The 17,407-nt window shown below is 70.7% G+C and carries 16 protein-coding genes; 8 read left to right on the top strand and 8 right to left on the bottom strand.

All coding sequences use genetic code 11. The annotated features are described in order from the left end of the window. Positions 1–66 precede the first annotated feature (66 nt). The gene (locus tag QOL15_RS08450) at positions 67–900 is read left to right on the top strand and encodes a helix-turn-helix domain-containing protein (RefSeq protein WP_071247103.1); all 834 of its coding nucleotides are present in this window, start codon (positions 67–69) and stop codon (positions 898–900) included. Between the two features lie 122 nt (positions 901–1,022). Here QOL15_RS08450 and dhaM read toward each other — a convergent pair whose 3' ends face one another. From dhaM to dhaK, 3 genes are read right to left on the bottom strand one after another with little or no spacing between them, the layout of a single operon-like run. Next, the gene (gene dhaM / locus QOL15_RS08445) at positions 1,023–1,787 is read right to left on the bottom strand and encodes a dihydroxyacetone kinase phosphoryl donor subunit DhaM (protein ID WP_071247105.1); all 765 of its coding nucleotides are present in this window, start codon (positions 1,785–1,787) and stop codon (positions 1,023–1,025) included. Further along, positions 1,784–2,410, bottom strand: coding sequence for a dihydroxyacetone kinase subunit DhaL (gene dhaL, locus QOL15_RS08440; RefSeq protein WP_065961619.1), 627 nt, complete (start codon positions 2,408–2,410; stop codon positions 1,784–1,786). The genes dhaM and dhaL overlap by 4 nt, the downstream gene beginning before the upstream one ends. A gap of 53 nt (positions 2,411–2,463) precedes the next feature. After that, on the bottom strand, positions 2,464–3,465 hold the full coding sequence (gene dhaK / locus QOL15_RS08435; protein ID WP_071247107.1) for a dihydroxyacetone kinase subunit DhaK: 1,002 nt from the start codon (positions 3,463–3,465) through the stop codon (positions 2,464–2,466). Positions 3,466–3,776: 311 nt separating this feature from the next. Here dhaK and QOL15_RS08430 point away from each other — a divergent pair, with 311 nt between their 5' ends. Together QOL15_RS08430 and glpK are read left to right on the top strand one after the other, a co-directional pair. Beyond that, on the top strand, positions 3,777–4,499 hold the full coding sequence (locus tag QOL15_RS08430; protein WP_071247109.1) for an MIP/aquaporin family protein: 723 nt from the start codon (positions 3,777–3,779) through the stop codon (positions 4,497–4,499). Positions 4,500–4,600: 101 nt separating this feature from the next. Further along, a complete protein-coding gene (gene glpK, locus QOL15_RS08425; RefSeq protein WP_065962232.1) occupies positions 4,601–6,112 on the top strand; it encodes a glycerol kinase GlpK in 1,512 nt (503 codons plus the stop codon). 181 nt (positions 6,113–6,293) lie between these two features. Here glpK and trpD read toward each other — a convergent pair whose 3' ends face one another. After that, positions 6,294–7,349 (bottom strand): anthranilate phosphoribosyltransferase, encoded by a 1,056-nt coding sequence (gene trpD / locus QOL15_RS08420; RefSeq protein WP_065962234.1) that lies wholly within the window; start codon positions 7,347–7,349, stop codon positions 6,294–6,296. A gap of 70 nt (positions 7,350–7,419) precedes the next feature. Between trpD and QOL15_RS08415 the strand changes: the two genes are divergently transcribed. The 5 genes from QOL15_RS08415 (at position 7,420) to QOL15_RS08395 (ending at position 12,823) form a co-directional block, all read left to right on the top strand. After that, positions 7,420–8,058, top strand: a complete 639-nt coding sequence (locus QOL15_RS08415; protein WP_065962236.1) for a heme-copper oxidase subunit III — start codon at positions 7,420–7,422, stop codon at positions 8,056–8,058. A 21-nt stretch (positions 8,059–8,079) separates the two neighbouring features. After that, on the top strand, positions 8,080–8,889 hold the full coding sequence (locus QOL15_RS08410) for a cytochrome c (protein WP_065962238.1): 810 nt from the start codon (positions 8,080–8,082) through the stop codon (positions 8,887–8,889). A gap of 33 nt (positions 8,890–8,922) precedes the next feature. After that, entirely contained in the window at positions 8,923–9,993 is a 1,071-nt protein-coding gene (locus tag QOL15_RS08405; protein ID WP_065962239.1) for a ubiquinol-cytochrome c reductase iron-sulfur subunit, read from the top strand. Then, the gene (locus QOL15_RS08400; protein ID WP_065962241.1) at positions 9,993–11,681 is read left to right on the top strand and encodes a ubiquinol-cytochrome c reductase cytochrome b subunit; all 1,689 of its coding nucleotides are present in this window, start codon (positions 9,993–9,995) and stop codon (positions 11,679–11,681) included. Before QOL15_RS08405 ends, QOL15_RS08400 begins: the two co-directional genes overlap by 1 nt. A 182-nt stretch (positions 11,682–11,863) precedes the next feature. Further along, positions 11,864–12,823, top strand: a complete 960-nt coding sequence (locus QOL15_RS08395) for a phosphodiesterase (protein WP_071247111.1) — start codon at positions 11,864–11,866, stop codon at positions 12,821–12,823. 272 nt (positions 12,824–13,095) lie between these two features. Here QOL15_RS08395 and QOL15_RS08390 read toward each other — a convergent pair whose 3' ends face one another. The 4 genes from QOL15_RS08390 to QOL15_RS08375 form a co-directional block, all read right to left on the bottom strand. Beyond that, a complete protein-coding gene (locus tag QOL15_RS08390; RefSeq protein WP_065962249.1) occupies positions 13,096–14,649 on the bottom strand; it encodes a stealth conserved region 3 domain-containing protein in 1,554 nt (517 codons plus the stop codon). 175 nt (positions 14,650–14,824) lie between these two features. Continuing rightward, positions 14,825–15,274 carry a DUF6804 family protein gene (locus QOL15_RS08385; RefSeq protein WP_254780109.1) on the bottom strand — a complete coding sequence of 150 codons (450 nt, stop codon included), beginning with the start codon at positions 15,272–15,274 and terminating at the stop codon, positions 14,825–14,827. Next, entirely contained in the window at positions 15,274–15,873 is a 600-nt protein-coding gene (locus tag QOL15_RS08380) for a GDSL-type esterase/lipase family protein (RefSeq protein WP_065962251.1), read from the bottom strand. Before QOL15_RS08380 ends, QOL15_RS08385 begins: the two co-directional genes overlap by 1 nt. Further along, positions 15,870–17,402: an SDR family oxidoreductase gene (locus tag QOL15_RS08375; RefSeq protein ID WP_065962253.1), complete on the bottom strand. Its 1,533-nt coding sequence runs from the start codon at positions 17,400–17,402 to the stop codon at positions 15,870–15,872. Before QOL15_RS08375 ends, QOL15_RS08380 begins: the two co-directional genes overlap by 4 nt. Positions 17,403–17,407 lie beyond the last annotated feature (5 nt).

The raw sequence follows: 17,407 nt of genomic DNA, 5'->3' as shown, positions 1-17,407 counted from the left end.
GGCACGGGTCGACCATGGGACCGGCAGTACCAGGGAGCCCGGGTCGTCCGGGGCCAGGATGGACGCATGAGCGAGTTCGCCGAGGTGCTGCGCGCGTGGCGCGACCGGGTCCGACCCGAGCAGGTCGGCCTGCCCGCGGGGCCCGGGCGCCGGACGGCCGGGCTCCGCCGCGAGGAACTCGCCGCACTCGCCGGGGTCAGCGTGGACTACGTCGTCCGGCTCGAGCAGGGGCGGGCGACGAACCCGTCGCCGCAGCTGCTCGGCGCACTCGCGACCGCGCTGCGACTGAGCACCGCGGAACGCGACCACCTGTTCCGGGTCGCCGGCGCGGCCGCGCCGTCCCGCCTCACGGTGCCGACGCACGTCCCCCCGGGCGTGCAGCGCATCGTCGACCGACTCGGCGACGTCCCCCTCGCCGTGTTCACCGCGGCGCACGACATCGTCCTCTGGAACGAGCTCTGGGCCGCCCTCGGGGACGACCCGGGACGCTGGACCGGCCTGGACCGGAACCTGGTGTGGCGGCACTTCGTGCACGGCCACGAGGGCGTGGAGTGGGACGAAACCCACCAGGAGGACTTCTCGAGCGACCTCGTCGCCGACCTCCGGGCCGCGGTCGGGCGCTACCCCGCCGACGCACGGCTGGCCGACCTCGTCGCACGCCTCCGACGGGAGTCGCCCGAGTTCGAACGTCGGTGGGACAGCGGCCGCATCGCCGCACACCGGACCAGCCGCAAGGTCGTGCGCACCCCGGTCGGGCCGGTCGAGATCGACTGCGACGTCCTCGGCGTGCCCGGCAGCGACCTGCGCATCGTCGTCTACACCGCGGTCCCGGGCAGCACCGACGCCGCGACGCTCGACCTGCTCCGGGTCACCGGCCTGCAGGAGCTCACGCCGGGCTGAAACACGGCAGGACGCGTCCGCAGCGCGCCATCGCCCTGCCCGCACCGACCGGCCCGGCACCGGACTCGTCCGCAGCGCGCCATCGCCCTGCCCGCACCGACCGGCACGGGCAGGGCGGCGGATCACTCCCCGAAGCCCGAGCGCACCAGGCTGACCAGGGTGTCCACGGCGTCCCGGGCGTCCGGCCCGGTCGCGTCGATGGTCACGGACGCGCCCTTCGGCAGGGCGAGCGCCATGATCGCGAGCAGGCTCTTGGCGTCCACGCCGTTCACCGTCACCCGGGCCTCGTGCTTCGCCGCGGCCTTGACGAACTCGGCCGCGGGGCGGGCGTGCAGCCCGCTCTCGTTCACCAGTTCGACGGTCGCGGACGCGACCGCGTCGTCACCGTCGGCTGTGCCGTCCACCGGCACCGCGCCTCCAGGCCCGTCACCCGACGGCGCGTCGGACGCGGCCCCGGCGGTCTGGTCGCCGAGCACCGGACTGGAGGCGCTGCCCGCGTCCGCCCCGCTGGTCGCGGCGGTCGCCGCCGCGGCGAGCACGGCGTCGGCGTCGCCTCCGGTCTGCGCGGCCACGGCCGCGGCGATCGTGCCCTCGACGACGGGTGCCGAGGACACGTGCACGCGACCCCGGGCGTCGTCGTCGAGGAAGTCGAGCGCGGTGTCCACCGTCAGGTAGGCCGAGCCGAGGTCGCACAGCACCACGACCGCGTCGGCACCGGCGAGTTCCCCGATCCCCTCGGTGATCGCCTCGAACGAGGTGCCGATCCCGCCGTCGTCGGTCCCGCCGGCGGCGACGAGCGGCACGTCCGCGGCCATCTGCCGGGCCAGGGCCACGGTTCCCTCGGCGATCGCCGCGCTGTGCGAGACGACGAGGATCCCGACGGTCACGCCGCGTCCGCCGCGGCGCGCAGGATGTACGCCGTCGACTGTGCGCCCGGGTCGCGGTGCCCGACGGCCCGCTCGCCGAGGTAGCTCGCACGACCCTTGCGGGCGACCAGCGGTTCGGTCGACTCGGCACCGGTGCGTGCGGCGTCCGCGGCGGCCTCGAGCACGCGCTCGGGCGACTCCCCCGCGGCGGCGGCCGTCGCTGCGGCGTCGACCGCTGCCGACCAGGCGTCCACCATCGTCTTGTCGCCGACCTCGGCCTTGCCACGGGACACCACGCCGTCGCGGGCCGCCGTGAGCACGGCTACGAGGGCGTCGGCGTCGAGCTCGGTCGCGTCACCCGCGGCCTGCGCGGCCTTCAGGTACGCCGTCCCGAACAGCGGCCCGGCAGCGCCTCCGACGGTCGAGATGAGCTTCGTCGCGACGACCTTGAGCACCGCGCCGGGGGTGTCGAAGGACCCGGCGTCGACGGCCTCGACGACGGCGCGGAAGCCGCGGTCGAGGTTCTCGCCGTGGTCGCCGTCGCCGATCTCACGGTCGAGCGTGACGAGCTCGGCACGGTGTTCGTCGATCGTGGCGAGGGTGCGGTGCACCCAGTCGGTGGCCCATGCGGTGTCGAGCGCCAATTCGTGTCCCTTCCTGGATGGTGAACGGTGGTCCCGGGCCGCGTCGGGCCGGGTCAGCGACCCCAGCGCAGGGCCGGGGTCTCCACCGGGGCGTCCCAGAGGGCGGTGAGTTCCTCGTCCAGCACCGTGACGGTGAGCGAGAACCCCTGCATCTCGAGGGACGTGACGTAGTCGCCGACCACGCTACGCGCGACCCGGTGGCCACGCTCCGCGAGCACCTCGGCGGCGCGTCGGTAGACGATGTACAGCTCGGAGAGCGGCGTGCCGCCCATGCCGTTCACCAGGAGCAGCAGGTCAGAGCCCGCGGGGGCGTCGAGATCGGTGAGCACCGGCTCGATCACCCGGTCCACGAGTCGGTCGGCCGGCGCCATCGGGATGCGCTCCCGACCGGGCTCGCCGTGGATGCCGATGCCGAGCTCGACCTCGTCGTCGGCGAGCGTGAACGACGGTTCGCCGGCGTGCGGCACGGTCCCCGAGGACAGGGCGAGCCCCATCGACCGGGTCGCGGCGTTCACCCGGCGGGCGATCGCGGCCACCGCGTCCAGGTCGTCGCCGCGCTCGGCGGCGGCGCCCGCGCACTTCTCCACGACCACGGTCCCGGCGACCCCGCGGCGGCCGGCCGTGTAGAGCGAGTCCTGCACGGCGACGTCGTCGTCCACCACGACGGCCTCGACGCGCACGTCCTCCATCGCCGCGAGCTCGGCGGCGGTCTCGAAGTTCAGGACGTCGCCGGTGTAGTTCTTGACGATGTGGAGCACGCCCGCTCCCCCGTCGACGGCCTTCGTCGCGGCGACGATCGGGTCCGGGCTCGGGCTCGTGAACACCGGTCCGGGAACGGCCGCGTCGAGCATGCCGTACCCGACGAACCCGGCGTGCAGCGGTTCGTGGCCGCTGCCACCACCGCTGACGATCCCGACCTTGCCGGCCACGGGAGCGTCCACGCGGCGGATGTGGATCGGGTCCTCGACCAGGACGACGTGGTCGGCGTGCGCCTGCGCGAAGCCTCGGACGGTCTCGGTGACGACGGCCTGCGGGTCGTTGATGAGCTTCTTCACTGGTGCCCTCCACGGGTGCGGGGCCGTCCGCGGAGGTGCGACACCGCCGTCGTCGACCGGAGTGCGTCCACCCTACAGCGACCACCCGTTCCGCACAGGTGCACGTTCGTGCACTCCGCACCCGGTCTGGGAGCCTCCCGCGATCCCCCGGCGCACACGCGTCCTGCACGTTCGTGCACTTTGGTGGACTTCGCTCAGTGATGCGTCGCGCAGCGCGGAACGGCGTCACTATGCTCGGCCCCAATCACTCAACGGGGAGTGCCGGACGCAGCACCACCGGACCCCCGACCCTCATGCACTGGAGGTCACCGATGGACGGCATCGGCGTCAATTTCCTCAGCGAGCTCGTCGGTACGGCGATGCTCATCATCCTCGGTGGCGGTGTCGTCGCCGCCGTGTCGCTCACGAAGTCCAAGGGCTTCGGCGCGGGCTTCCTCATGGTCACGATCGGCTGGGGCTTCGCGGTCTTCGCCGGTGTGCTCGTGTCGTACAAGTCCGGCGGCCAGCTCAACCCCGCGGTCAGCCTCGCGCAGGCGATCCTCGGCAACATCACCATCGGCGAGATGTTCCTGTACTGGCTCGCGCAGCTCATCGGCGCGATCATCGGTGCGGTCATCGTCTGGCTCGCCTACAAGCAGCACTTCGACGAGGAGCCCGACGCAGCAGCGAAGCTCGGCGTGTTCTCGACCGGCCCCGCGATCCGCTCGTACGGCTGGAACCTCGTCACCGAGATCATCGGCACCTTCGTCCTCGTGTTCGTCATCCTCGCGATGACCAACGGCAAGGCCCCCGCCGAGCTCGGCGCGGTCCCCGTCGCCTTCCTCGTGATCGCGATCGGTGTCTCGCTCGGTGGCCCCACCGGCTACGCCATCAACCCGGCCCGTGACCTCGGCCCCCGCATCGCGCACGCCCTGCTGCCGATCAAGGGCAAGGGCACCAGTGACTGGTCCTACGCCTGGGTCCCGGTCGTCGGCCCCCTCGTCGGCGGCGCGCTCGCAGCGATCGTCTCCGGGCCCCTCCTCCCCCTCGTCTGACCCCCCTCCGCGTCGGTCGGCCCCACCCCGGGGTCGACCCCCGCACCGGTCGGTCCGTCACCGGGCCCGACCACACCGAACACACCCGCAAAGGAGCACCAATGGCCGACTACATCGTCGCCATCGACCAGGGCACCACCTCGACCCGAGCGATCGTCTTCGACCACTCCGGCTCGATCGTCTCGGTCGGGCAGAAGGAGCACGAGCAGATCTTCCCGCGCGCCGGGTGGGTCGAGCACGACCCGTCGGAGATCTGGGACAACACGCGTGAGGTCATCGGCCAGGCGCTGTCCCGTGCGGACATCACCCGCCACGACGTCGCCGCGGTCGGCATCACCAACCAGCGCGAGACCGCGGTCGTGTGGGACAAGACCACCGGCAAGCCGGTCTACAACGCCATCGTCTGGCAGGACACCCGGACGCAGGCCCTCGTCGACAAGCTCGCCGACGGCGACACCGACCGCTACAAGGCGATCGTCGGCCTGCCCCTGGCGACGTACTTCGCCGGCACGAAGATCATGTGGATCCTCGAGAACGTCGAGGGTGCCCGCGAGAAGGCCGAAGCCGGCGACCTGCTGTTCGGCACGACCGACACCTGGGTCCTCTGGAACCTGACCGGTGGCACCGACGGCGGCGTGCACAAGACCGACGTCACGAACGCGTCGCGCACCCTGTTCATGGACCTCGAGACCCTGCAGTGGCGTGACGACATCCTCGCCGACTTCGGTGTCCCGAAGTCGATGCTCCCCGAGATCGTCAGCTCCTCCGAGGTCTACGGCCACGTCGAGTCGTCGAACCTGCTCCGCGAGGTGCCGATCGCCGGCATCCTCGGCGACCAGCAGGCGGCGACGTTCGGTCAGGCCGCGTTCGACCAGGGCGAGTCGAAGAACACCTACGGCACCGGCAACTTCCTCATCTTCAACACCGGTACCGAGATCGTCCGCTCCGAGAACGGCCTCCTCACCACGGTCGGCTACAAGCTCGGCGACCAGGACACGCACTACGCGCTCGAGGGCTCGATCGCCGTCACGGGGTCGCTCATCCAGTGGCTCCGCGACAACCTCGGCATCATCGGCAGCGCCCCGGAGGTCGAGGCCCTCGCCAAGACCGTCGAGGACAACGGCGGCGTCTACTTCGTCCCGGCGTTCTCGGGGCTGTTCGCGCCGTACTGGCGTCCGGACGCCCGCGGTGCGCTCGTCGGCCTGACCCGCTACGTGAACAAGGGCCACATCGCCCGTGCCGCCCTCGAGGCGACGGCGCTCCAGACCCGCGAGGTCCTGGACGCCGTGAACGCGGACTCCGGCGTCGAGCTCACCGAGCTCAAGGTCGACGGCGGCATGACCGCCAACGACGCGCTCATGCAGTTCCAGGCCGACATCCTCAACGTGCCGGTCGTGCGCCCGGTCGTGGCGGAGACCACCGCGCTCGGCGCGGCCTACGCCGCCGGTCTGGCCGTCGGGTTCTGGGCGAACCTCGACGAGCTCCGTGCCAACTGGCAGGAGGACAAGCGCTGGGAGCCGCAGCTCGACGAGGAGGAGCGTGCGCGCCAGCTGCGCCTCTGGAAGAAGGCCGTCACGAAGACCTTCGACTGGGTCGACGAGGACGTGCGCTGACGCGCAGCTGAGGTGACCGCCTGGAGGCGCGGTGCGGGTCCGACGGACCGGCACCGCGCCTCCGGTGCGTTGCCGGCTGGTGCGGTGTGGAGTGCGGGTCCGACGGACCGGCACTGCGCCGCCGGCGCGTGGGTCGCTCGTGCGGCGCCTGGTGCCGCGTGTCCGAGAGCGCTCGTCCGGGTCAGGCGGCGGGCGCCGCGCCCACCCAGTCAGCCAGTTTGCGCGCTCCGGCACCCGAGTCGATCGCGTCGGCCGCGACGGCGAGCTGGTCGCGGAACCGCTGCAGGATCGGCACGTCGACCTGCTCCGGGTCCTCGGCGAGCCGGAAGGCCACGAGACCGGCCGCGGCGTTCAGGAGGACGATGTCGCGGACCGGTCCGGTCTCCCCCGCGAGCACCCGGTGCACCACCTGCGCGTTGTGCTCGGGGTCCCCGCCCAGGAGGTCCTGCGTGCGGGCCCGGGCGATGCCGAGGTCGCGCGGGTCGAGGTCGTGCTCGGTGACCCGACCGCCGGTGACCTCCCAGATGTGGGAGTGGCCGGTGGTGGTCAGCTCGTCGAGACCGTCGTCGCCGCGGAACACGAGGGCCGTCGCCCCGCGGGTCTGGAACACGCCCGTGATGATCGGGACGAGGTCGAGCTGCGCCACGCCCACCGCGTTCGCTTCGCACCGGGCCGGGTTCACGAGCGGACCGAGGAAGTTGAACACCGTCGGCACCCCGATCTCGCGCCGGACCGGGGCTGCGTGGGCGAACCCGGGGTGGAAGGCGCTCGCGAAGGCGAAGGTCAGTCCGACACGCCGGAACGTCTCGGCGACACGCGCGGCGTCCATCGTGAGGTCCAGGCCGAGGGCCGCGAGCACGTCGCTCGACCCCGACTTCGACGAGCTCGCCCGGTTGCCGTGCTTCACGACCGGCACGCCCGCGGCGGCGATGACGATCGCGGCCATGGTCGAGACGTTGACCGTGCCGACGACGTCGCCGCCGGTCCCGACGATGTCCAGCGCCATCGGGTCCACGTCGAGCGGCACCGCCGCGTCGAGGATCGCGTCGCGGAAGCCGACGACCTCGTCGACCGTCTCGCCCTTCGCCCGCAGCGCCACGGCGAACGCGGCGATCTGTGCGGACGTCGCGCGTCCCTGGACGATCTCCTCCATGGCCCATGAGGACTGGCTGATGGAGAGGTCCTCGCGAGCCATGAGCGCGCTGATCACCGAGGGCCAGGAGAGTGGGAGCGACATGGCTCGATCGTAGTGAATTCGGAAGACCCGCCAGTCTGCTGCGAAAACACTGTCACAGGTTTCGGCCATAATGGAGGACGTGACTAGCACCCCTCTCTCCAGAAGCGCCAGCGGTCCGGTCCTGAACAGGCCCAACGCCGTTGCCGTGGGGACGATCGTGTGGCTGGGCAGCGAGGTCATGTTCTTCGCCGGCCTGTTCGCGATCTACTTCACGTTGCGCAGCACCTCGCCCGAACTGTGGGCCACCGAGACCTCCAAGCTCGAGGTGCCCTTCGCCTCCGTGAACACGATCATCCTGGTGCTGTCCAGCTTCGCCTGCCAGTTCGCGGTGTTCGCCGCGGAGCGCTTCCAGGTGCACCGCACGAGCTGGAACCCCAAGGACTGGGGCATGACGGAGTGGTTCTTCGTCACGTACTGCATGGGCGCGATCTTCGTCTGCGGCCAGATCTTCGAGTACGCCAACCTCTGGCACGAGGGCATGACGCTCTCCTCGAGCGCGTACGGCTCGGCGTTCTACATGACCACCGGCTTCCACGGCCTGCACGTCACCGGCGGCCTGATCGCCTTCCTCCTCACCCTGGGTCGCGGGTTCGCCGCGAAGAACTTCGGGCACAAGGAGGCGACCACCGCGATCGTCGTGTCGTACTACTGGCACTTCGTCGACGTCGTCTGGATCGGTCTCTTCGCCGTCATCTACCTTCTCAAGTAGGAACTGGACACCCCCCACAGCATGTTCACCAGAACCAAGACCAAGAAGGGCCGCCGTTCCCCGATGGCGACCGTCTCGCTCATCGTCGTCGGTCTCATGACCACCGGCGGTGCGTACGCGCTGTTCAGTTCGACGGCCAACGCCGACGACAGCACCACCGCCACGGCGGCCTCGAGCCAGTCGCAGGTCAACGAGGGCCAGAAGCTCTTCGCCTCGAACTGCGCGACCTGCCACGGCCTCGACGCCCAGGGCACGAGCGAGGGTCCGTCCCTCATCGGTGTCGGCGCCGCGTCGGTCGACTTCCAGGTCGGCACCGGCCGCATGCCGATGGCAGCGCAGGGCCCCCAGGCCGAGGAGAAGCCCGCCCAGTTCACGGACGAGCAGGTCGACGCCATGGGCGCCTACGTGGCCTCGCTCGGCCCCGGCCCGGGCATCCCCTCCACCAAGCTGACGAACGGCAAGGACGGCGACGCCGCCGAGGGTGCGGAGCTCTTCCGCATCAACTGCGCGATGTGCCACAACGTCGCGGGTGCCGGCGGCGCCCTGACCGAGGGCAAGTACGCGCCGAACCTGCAGACCGTCTCCGGCAAGCACATCTACGAGGCCATGGTCACCGGCCCGCAGAACATGCCGGTCTTCAACGACCTGAACCTCACCCCGGAGCAGAAGGCCGACATCATCACGTACCTGAAGTACGTGCAGGACAACAAGTCGCCGGGCGGGTTCGCCCTCGGCTCCCTCGGCCCGGTGGCAGAGGGTCTGTTCATCTGGATCTTCGGTCTGGGTGCGGTCGTCGCGATGACCGTGTGGCTGACCGCGAAGTCCAACTGATCGTCCGTGTCGCACGACACTGAAGGGAACACCATGGCAGAGCACGACGACGAGGCACTGAACTCGTCCTCGGCTGTCGAGAAGCACGGCACGACCAGCAGCACCTCGGCAGGTACCGCGGTCGTCCCCGCGGACGCCTTCGAGAACCCGGGTGAGCCGCCGCACCGCGCACGTCGCACCGACGTCGACCCGAAGAAGCAGCGGCTCGCCGAGCGCCAGGTCGCCACGTTCTTCTACCTCTCCATCGTCGGCAGCGTCCTCGCGATCGCGGCGTACGTCGCGTTCCCGATCGACCCGGAGGACTTCGGCACGGTCCGCGCCGGCAACCTCTGGCTCGGCCTCGCCATCACCCTCGCGCTCCTCGCGCTGGGTCTCGGCGCGGTCTACTGGTCGAAGTCGCTCGTGGTCGACCGCGAGATCACGGAGATGCGCCACGGCACCCGTGGGACGGACGCGACCCGCGCCAAGGCGGTCGAGGCGTTCCAGCTCGCCGACAAGGAGTCGGGCTTCAGCCGTCGCAAGCTGATCCGCAACTCGATGATCGGTGCACTCGCGGCGTTCCCGCTGCCCGGCATCGTCCTCGTCCGTGACCTCGCCCCGGCGGAGGACCCGAACGAGCTGCTCCGCCACACGTTCTGGAAGTCCGGCCTGCGCCTGACCAAGGACCCGACGGGTCTCCCGATCAAGGCGTCCGACGTCACGATCGGCTCCGTCTTCCACGTCATCCCCGAGGGCATGCTCGAGTCCGAGCACATGCTCGAGGAGAAGGCCAAGGCGTCCGTGCTGCTGATGCGCCTCGACCCGAAGGACCTCAACCCCTCCAAGGGGCACGAGGACTGGGGTTACGACGGCATCGTCGCCTACTCCAAGATCTGCACCCACGTCGGGTGCCCGGTCGCGCTCTACGAACAGCAGACGCACCACCTGCTGTGCCCGTGCCACCAGTCGACGTTCGACGTCTCGAACAACTGCGAGGTCATCTTCGGCCCGGCCGCACGTCCCCTCCCCCAACTTCCGATCGCGATCGACGACGACGGCTACCTGGTTGCCCAGAGCGACTTCCACGAGCCGGTCGGACCGTCCTTCTGGGAGCGTGAACGCTGATGACCAGCACCACCACCACGAACGCCCCGTCGACGGCCACCAAGCCGCAGCCGGAGCGCGGGTCCCGCATCATCGGGGCCGCCGCCAACTACATCGACGAGCGCACCAGCATCTCCGGCCTCGTGAAGGAGGTCGGGCGCAAGATCTTCCCCGACCACTGGAGCTTCATGCTCGGCGAGGTCGCGCTGTACAGCTTCGTCGTCGTCCTGCTCTCGGGGACGTTCCTGACGTTCTTCTTCCAGGCGTCGATGACCGAGGTCGTCTACAACGGCTCGTACGTCCCGCTCAAGGGCGTCGAGATGTCGACCGCCCTGCAGTCGACCCTGAACATCTCGTTCGACATCCGCGGTGGGCTCTTCGTGCGCCAGGTCCACCACTGGGCAGCCCTGCTCTTCGTGGCCTCGATCATGCTGCACATGGCCCGCGTGTTCTTCACCGGTGCCTTCCGCAAGCCGCGTGAGATCAACTGGGTCTTCGGCTTCGTGCTGTGGGTCCTGGCCATGGCCGAGGGCTTCACCGGCTACTCGCTCCCCGACGACCTGCTCTCCGGCAACGGTCTCCGCATCATCGTCGGCATGATCGAGGGCGTCCCGGTGATCGGTGTGTGGATCGCCTACCTGCTGTTCGGTGGCGAGTTCCCGGGCACCGACATCGTCGGCCGCCTCTACACGCTGCACATCCTGCTGCTGCCGGCGATCCTCGTCGCGGTGCTCGGTGTCCACCTCGTGCTCGTGGTGATCAACAAGCACACGCAGTTCGCGGGCCCCGGCAAGACCAACGACAACGTCGTGGGCGTCCCGATCCTCCCGGCGTTCGCCGCGAAGGCCGGTGGCTTCTTCTTCATCGTCGCCGGCATCCTCGCCGCCATCGCGTCGCTGTTCACGATCAACCCGATCTGGAACTACGGCCCGTACGACCCGTCCCCGGTGTCCGCCGGTACCCAGCCCGACTGGTACATCGGCTTCGCCGACGGCGCGCTCCGTCTGGTGCCGCCGCACTGGGAGGTCGTGTGGTTCGGCTACACGGTGTCGTTCAACATCCTCGCGCCGATCGCCGTCCTCATGGCGCTCATCGTGGCGATGTTCGTCTACCCGTTCATCGAGGCCTGGGTCACGGGCGACAAGCGTGAGCACCACCTCGCCGACCGTCCGCGCAACGCGCCGACCCGCACCGCCATCGGTGCCGCGGGCATCACGCTCTACGCCTCGCTCTGGGCCGCCGCCTCGTCCGACATCATCGCCACGCACTTCATGGTGTCGATCGAGCACGTGATCCACGTCATCCAGGCCACAACGGTCCTCGGCCCGTTCGTCGCCTTCTGGATCACGAAGCGCGTCTGCCTCGCGCTGCAGAAGAAGGACCGCGAGATCGTCCTGCACGGCTACGAGTCGGGCCGGATCGTGCGGCTCCCCCACGGCGAGTACATCGAGGTGCACGAGCAGCTCGACGAGTACGAGCGCTGGAAGCTCCTGCAGTTCAACGAGTACAAGCCGCTCATGATCCGTCCGGACGCCAAGGGCCGGATCAGCCAGGCGCAGAAGGTCCGCGCCCGTGTCTCCCGCTTCTTCTTCGAGGACCGCATCGCGCCGGTCACGAAGGCCGAGCTCGAGGCCGCCCACGCCGCGCACCACGGTCCGGAGCTCGACAGCTCCGCGCCGGCACCCGCGGTCGGCGCCGGGAACCACTGAGTCTCCTCAGCAAGAACGAACGAGCCCCTCGTCCACTTCGTGGTCGGGGGGCTCGTTCGTTCTCCGCCCTTTCAGGAACACACCCCTCCGGTTCACCTCGGATTCACGATCGGGTGGTGGACTCGTCCAGGACGGTGTGGCAACGTGTTGCACCACGCATCCGCCAACGGAACGAGAGACCGATGGACAGCCGGACGGCCGAACACCCCAGGCCGAACCACTTCCTCCTCCACCTCAGCGACACCCACCTCGTGGCGGGTGACCGCGCCCTCTACGGCGACGTGGACTCCGCCGCCCGACTCCAGGCGATCATCGACGACGTCGAGGCCTCCGGGACCCGGCCGGAGGCGATCGTCGTCACGGGCGACGTCGCCGACAAGGGCGAGGCCGGCGCGTACGCGCGCGTCAAGGCGATCGTCGAGCCCGCCGCCGAACGCGTCGGCGCGCAAGTCATCTGGGCGATGGGCAACCACGACGAGCGCGGCGCGTTCCGCCAGGAGCTCTTCGGCCTGCAGCCCACGGACCGTCCCGTCGACTTCGTCTACGACGTGAACGGCCTGCGGGTCATCACCCTCGACACGAGCGTCCCGGGCGCCCACCACGGCGAGGTCTCCCCCGCGCAGCTCGACTGGCTGGCCGAGGTCCTCTCCGAGGCGGCACCGCACGGCACCATCCTCGCGATGCACCACCCGCCGGTGCCGAGCGTCCAGGACCTCGCCGTGCTCGTCGAGCTCCGCGACCAGGCGTCACTCGCCGAGGTCGTCGAGGGCTCGGACGTCATCGCGATCATCGCCGGACACCTGCACTACTCGACGAGCGCGGTCTTCGCGGGCATCCCCGTCTCCGTCGCGAGTGCGACCTGCTACACGCAGGACCTCACCGAGTACCTCGGCGGCACCCGCGGTCAGGACGGTGCGCAGTCGTTCAACCTCGTGCACGTGTTCGGGACGAACGTCGTCCACTCGGTCGTCCCGATCGGGCACTACTCCACGGTCGGCGAGCCGGTCTCGGCCGAACAGACGGAGGCCCGCCTCACGGCCGCCGGTGTCACGATCCCCGCTGCCGTCGAACCGGCCCCGGTCACGTCGAGCATCCCCGTGTTCACGCACGACACGGTGCCCACCTCGCCCATCCGTCGCTGACGGTCCGTCCGAGGTCGGCGACGGCAGCGACGGGAGCCCCGACCGTCACCCAGCGCCGAGACCCGCGCCACTCCGGCGGGATCGGCTGATGTGCCCCGCCGCCGAGCGGGCAGGACACGCCGCGCGCGTTCCGTCGAGCGCGCGGTGATCGTCGGACGGGGCTCACGAGCGTGACGGATCCGGCCCGCTCGCCCCCGAGCGTGACGGATCCGGCCCGCTCGCCCCCGAGCGTGACGGACCCCGCCCGCCGACGGACACCGGCCGGCGGGCCGCTACGCGTCCGTGCGCTCCCACGGCGCCGGGAACGGGAAGTACTTCTCGAGGAAGTCCGTCACGCGCTCCGTGCGCTCCTCGTCCGAGACCTCCGGGAAGCTCCCGTCGTTCAGGCAGAAGAAGTCGACGTCGCGCTTCTTGAGCAGGTCCTGGAGCGCCTTGAGCCCGGACTGCATGGTCGTGTCGATGTACCGCACCGGAGCGTTCTCCTGCACGATCGCCCGACCCGTGAGCAGCGCGTAGTAGTGGTACAGCGAGTTCGTGACGGAGATGTTCTCGGCGGCCCGGAACCGCGACGCGGCGGTCGCCCGGAACTCGTCCGCGAACTCGTGCTCCATCTCGGTCAGGATCGACGCGCGCAGGGGCGTCGGCGCGTGTTCGAGGTGCCTCGTGGTCACCGCACCGAAGCGTTGCTGCAGCAGCCGCCGGTTGACGCGCGCCGAGTTCTCGAACCCGCTGCGCGCCGGGTTGTTCGAGCCGAGTCCGATGCGGGTCGTCGCGAGGATGAACTTCGTCACGGACCCCGGGCTGAAGAACACCGACGGGTCGACCGTGCGCCCGAAGAACATGTCGTCGTTCGAGTAGATGAAGTGCTCGCTGATGCCCGGGATGTGGTGCAGCTGCGACTCGACGGCCTGCGAGTTGTGCGTCGGCAGGACGGAGGGGTCGGCGAAGAACTCCTCGCTGCGGACGATGCGGACCTTGGGGTGGTCGGCGAGCCACTTCGGCGCCGGCGAATCCGTGGCGATGTAGATCTGCCGGATCCAGGGCGCGAACGTGTGCACCGACCGGAGCGCGTACTTCAGCTCGTCGATCTGCCGGAACCGCGCGGGGGCGTCGTCGCCCTCGCCGAGCACCGCGTTCGCCTGCGCTGCCTGACGGGCGCGCTGGTACTCGATCGCGTTGCCGTCCACCCACGAGAACACGATGTCGATCGGGAACCGGATGTCCGAGACGTGGTCGTCGAACATGTGCTCGACGGTGCGCCAGGTCCGGCCGTAGCGCTCGATGTCGACCAGGACGAACTCGTCGACCGGCAGGCTGCGGCGCATGAGCGCGTTCTCGACCGGGGCGAGGACCTCGGTGTCCGTCACCCGCCAGAACTCGACCTGCACGCTCGTCTCGGCGCCGTAGCGGAGACGGCCGAGCGGCTCGAGCCGCGGGCGGAACACGCGCAGGACGGGCTCTTCCGGCGAGCCGAGGCCGTCGTCGATGACGAGCACGGCGGGCTCCCCCGGCGGCTTCGCGTAGAACGGCTCGTTCGCCGACGCCGCCATGATCGCGCTCTCGGCGCGCTGCCGGTCGCGCTCGTCGAGCGCGATCACCGGCCGCTGGTCGTTGCCACGGATGAGGAGGTGGTCGACGTCACCGGCGGTGAGCGCGTCGTCGAGGAACAGGAGGTCCTCGATCATCGACTGCTGGGGCGTGAGGTGCCCGTTCACCAACGTGAGGCGGCCTTTCCGGACCACGACGTCGGGACGGTCGAGACCGCCGGAGGACGGTCGAGGGTTCAGCAGAGGACTCTCGGTCGCCGGCTCGGTCTCGTGGCTCATCCATGCCCTTCGGGTCGCCGTCGGGCCCTGCGCCCGACCTTCCCGATCCTACCGTCCGGACGGCGGCCCGGTCCGCGCGGCACCGCTGGGCCGCCCGGCCTGCGGGAGGCGGGTGCCCGGGTGCGGTCCGGAGGCCGGTCCCGGCTCCGTCCCGCGGCCGGCGGTCGGTCGCCGGTCAGGGACGGGAGGCGGTGGTCGCGTCCGTCCCGCGGGGCACCTTCACGACGATCCCCACGACGATGAACAGGGCCGCGGCGAGCAGCTGCAGGGCTGCCCAGACCTGCCCCGGGATCGGCACGACCACCACGGGGTTCCAGCACACCGCGATCGCGGCGGTCAGCACCGCGGCCCACCAGACCCGCCCGCGCACGGCGAAGACGAGCACGATCAGCGCGAGCACCGTGATGCCCCAGCGCGCGAACACGAACGCCGACGAGTCGATCACGGCGACGCAGGCGAGCAGGACGATCGCTGCCAGCAGCGACGGGGCCAGGGCGGGACGCGTGTACCCGGGTGTACCCGTGGCACCGCCCACGGGGGCCGTGCGACCCGCGGCGGACCGGGTCGGACCCGCCGGGACGCCGTGCAGCGACGACCCCGCCGGGGGGCGACCCTTCCGCGCCATCAGGCGTCGGCCTCCTCGAGGTCGATCGCCTGGATCGGTCGGGACATCGGCGGGAGCCCGCGCAGACGCTCGAGTGCCGGGACGAGCTCGTCGACGACGGCGCGGTAGCCGTCCTCGGTCAGGTGCAGGCCGTCCTCGGTGAAGCGTTCGTCGAGGTGGTCACCGTCGGCCAGCGCCGGCCACAGGTCGAGGTACTGCGCGTGGCACGTGGCGACGAACTGGCGCAGGTGCCGGTTCGCCTCCTCGATCTTGGCGGACCAGTCTGCCTGGCGCGGCAGGATCGACACGAGGAGCAGGCGGACGCCCGGTAGCTCGCGGCGGAGGGTGACGAGGATCGACTCGACGCCGCGGACGACGTGCTCGACGCTCGACCGGTGGTTGCCGAAGTCGTTCGTGCCGATGAGGAGCACGATCGACTCGGGCTTCGCGGCGACCACGTCGTCGAGGCGCGCGAGCACGCCGTCGGTGGTGTCACCCCCGACACCCTGGTTGACGGTGCGTTCGCCCGGGAGCCACTGGTCCCACGACCCCTGCTCGGTGATGCTGTCGCCGAGGAACAGGACGGTGCCCTGGTGCTCGGTCGCGGCCTGCGCGGTCATGCTGCCTCCTCGTGTGCGGGTTGCTGGGTCCCATCATGCTGGGTCCAGTTCCGCCCCGTCGACTCCGTGTGCTCGGACTCCCGCTCGGCGGCCGCCGTGATCCGCTCGACCATGCCGGGGAAGATCACGCCGTGGAAGGGCAGGATCCCGTACCAGTACAGCCGACCGGACAGGCCCTGCGGGAAGTAGATAGCACGCTGGTGGTAGTCGCTGCCGCCGGCCTCGTTCGGGGTGACGGTCATCTCGAGCCACGCGCGGCCCGGCGACTTGAACTCGGCGCGGAGGCGGAGGTACCGGCCGCGCTCGAGGCGTTCGACGCGCCACCAGTCGAGTGCGTCGCCCTGCTCGAGGCGCTTCGGGTCGCGACGGCCGCGGCTCAGGCCGACCCCGCCGGCGAGCTTGTCCATCCAGCCGCGGGCGACCCACGCCAGCGGGAACGAGTACCAGCCGTTGTCGCCGCCGATGCCCTCGACGACGCGCCAGACGTCCTCGGCGGACGCGGACGTGTGCCGTCGGCGGTCGTCGACGTAGACGGTGTGGCCCGCCCAGTCGGGGTCGCTCGGCAGCGGGTCGGCGGGGGTGGCCGACAGGGTCGCGCTCCGCCAGCTCGTCTCGACCTCGCCCGACCGCATCCGCGCGAGCGCCAGACGGACCGCACGTCGGTACGAGGTGAGCCCGCCCTCGGGCCGGGGCACGAGGTCGTCGATGTCGTGCTCGCGCTGGACGCACTCGAACTGCAGCGACTCGATGATCGGCGTCGCGAGCTTCTTCGGGATGGGGGTCACGATGTTGAACCAGTGCGCGGACAGCCCGGGGGTCAGGACGGGCAGCACCGTGAAGCGCCGCTGGGGCAGCTTCGCCTCGACCGCGTAGCCGTTGAGCATCTGCCCGTACTTGAGGACGTCGGGACCGCCGATGTCGAAGGTCCGGTTCACGTCGGCGGGGATGTCGAGCGCGGCGACGAGGTAGTACAGGACGTCGCGCACCGCGATCGGCTGGATCCGGTTCCGGACCCACCGGGGCGCCGGCATCCACGGCAGGACGTCGGTCACGTGGCGGATCATCTCGAACGAGGTGCTCCCCGAGCCGATGACGACGCCGGCCTGGTACGCGATCGTCGGGACGCCCGACGCGAGCAGCACGTCGCCGACCTCCTTGCGGCTGCGGAGGTGCTTCGACAGCTCGCCCTCCGGGTGCAGGCCACCGAGGTACACGAAGCGCCGCACCCCGGCGTCCCGGCCCTCGCGCGCCATCGTCTCCACGGCGTCGCGCTCGGCCTGCTCGAAGTCGCCGTCTGCGCCCATCGCGTGCGCCAGGTAGTAGACGGCCTCGACGCCCTGCACGGCGGCACGGACGGCCTCGGCGTCCTGCAGGTCACCCGCGGCGACCTCGACGTCGTCGTGCCAGGGGACGTCCTGCAGCTTCCGCGGGGTGCGGACGAACACCCGGACCTGGTGTCCGGCTTCGAGGAGACGGGGGACGAGCCGACCACCGATGTAGCCGGTGGCGCCGGTGACGAGGACCTGCATGCAGG

The organism is Curtobacterium sp. MCBA15_012 (genome assembly GCF_001864935.2).
In the GTDB taxonomy this organism is placed as follows: Bacteria; Actinomycetota; Actinomycetes; order Actinomycetales; family Microbacteriaceae; genus Curtobacterium.
Note: the sequence above shows the minus strand (reverse complement) of the source record. Positions and strands in the feature narration are given on the sequence as shown.

Bases quoted from the DNA above. Each gene is read 5' to 3' on its own strand.
- QOL15_RS08450 (WP_071247103.1), top strand. From the start codon at position 67: ATGAGCGAGTTCGCCGAGGTGCTGCGCGCGTGGCGCGACCGGGTCCGA.
- QOL15_RS08415 (WP_065962236.1), top strand. From the start codon at position 7,420: ATGGAGGACGTGACTAGCACCCCTCTCTCCAGAAGCGCCAGCGGTCCG.
- QOL15_RS08385 (WP_254780109.1), bottom strand. From the start codon at position 15,274: ATGGCGCGGAAGGGTCGCCCCCCGGCGGGGTCGTCGCTGCACGGCGTC.
- QOL15_RS08410 (WP_065962238.1), top strand. From the start codon at position 8,080: ATGTTCACCAGAACCAAGACCAAGAAGGGCCGCCGTTCCCCGATGGCG.
- QOL15_RS08405 (WP_065962239.1), top strand. From the start codon at position 8,923: ATGGCAGAGCACGACGACGAGGCACTGAACTCGTCCTCGGCTGTCGAG.
- QOL15_RS08390 (WP_065962249.1), bottom strand. From the start codon at position 14,649: ATGAGCCACGAGACCGAGCCGGCGACCGAGAGTCCTCTGCTGAACCCT.
- glpK (WP_065962232.1), top strand. From the start codon at position 4,601: ATGGCCGACTACATCGTCGCCATCGACCAGGGCACCACCTCGACCCGA.
- trpD (WP_065962234.1), bottom strand. From the start codon at position 7,349: ATGTCGCTCCCACTCTCCTGGCCCTCGGTGATCAGCGCGCTCATGGCT.
- QOL15_RS08375 (WP_065962253.1), bottom strand. From the start codon at position 17,402: ATGCAGGTCCTCGTCACCGGCGCCACCGGCTACATCGGTGGTCGGCTC.
- QOL15_RS08395 (WP_071247111.1), top strand. From the start codon at position 11,864: ATGGACAGCCGGACGGCCGAACACCCCAGGCCGAACCACTTCCTCCTC.
- QOL15_RS08400 (WP_065962241.1), top strand. From the start codon at position 9,993: ATGACCAGCACCACCACCACGAACGCCCCGTCGACGGCCACCAAGCCG.
- QOL15_RS08380 (WP_065962251.1), bottom strand. From the start codon at position 15,873: ATGACCGCGCAGGCCGCGACCGAGCACCAGGGCACCGTCCTGTTCCTC.
- QOL15_RS08430 (WP_071247109.1), top strand. From the start codon at position 3,777: ATGGACGGCATCGGCGTCAATTTCCTCAGCGAGCTCGTCGGTACGGCG.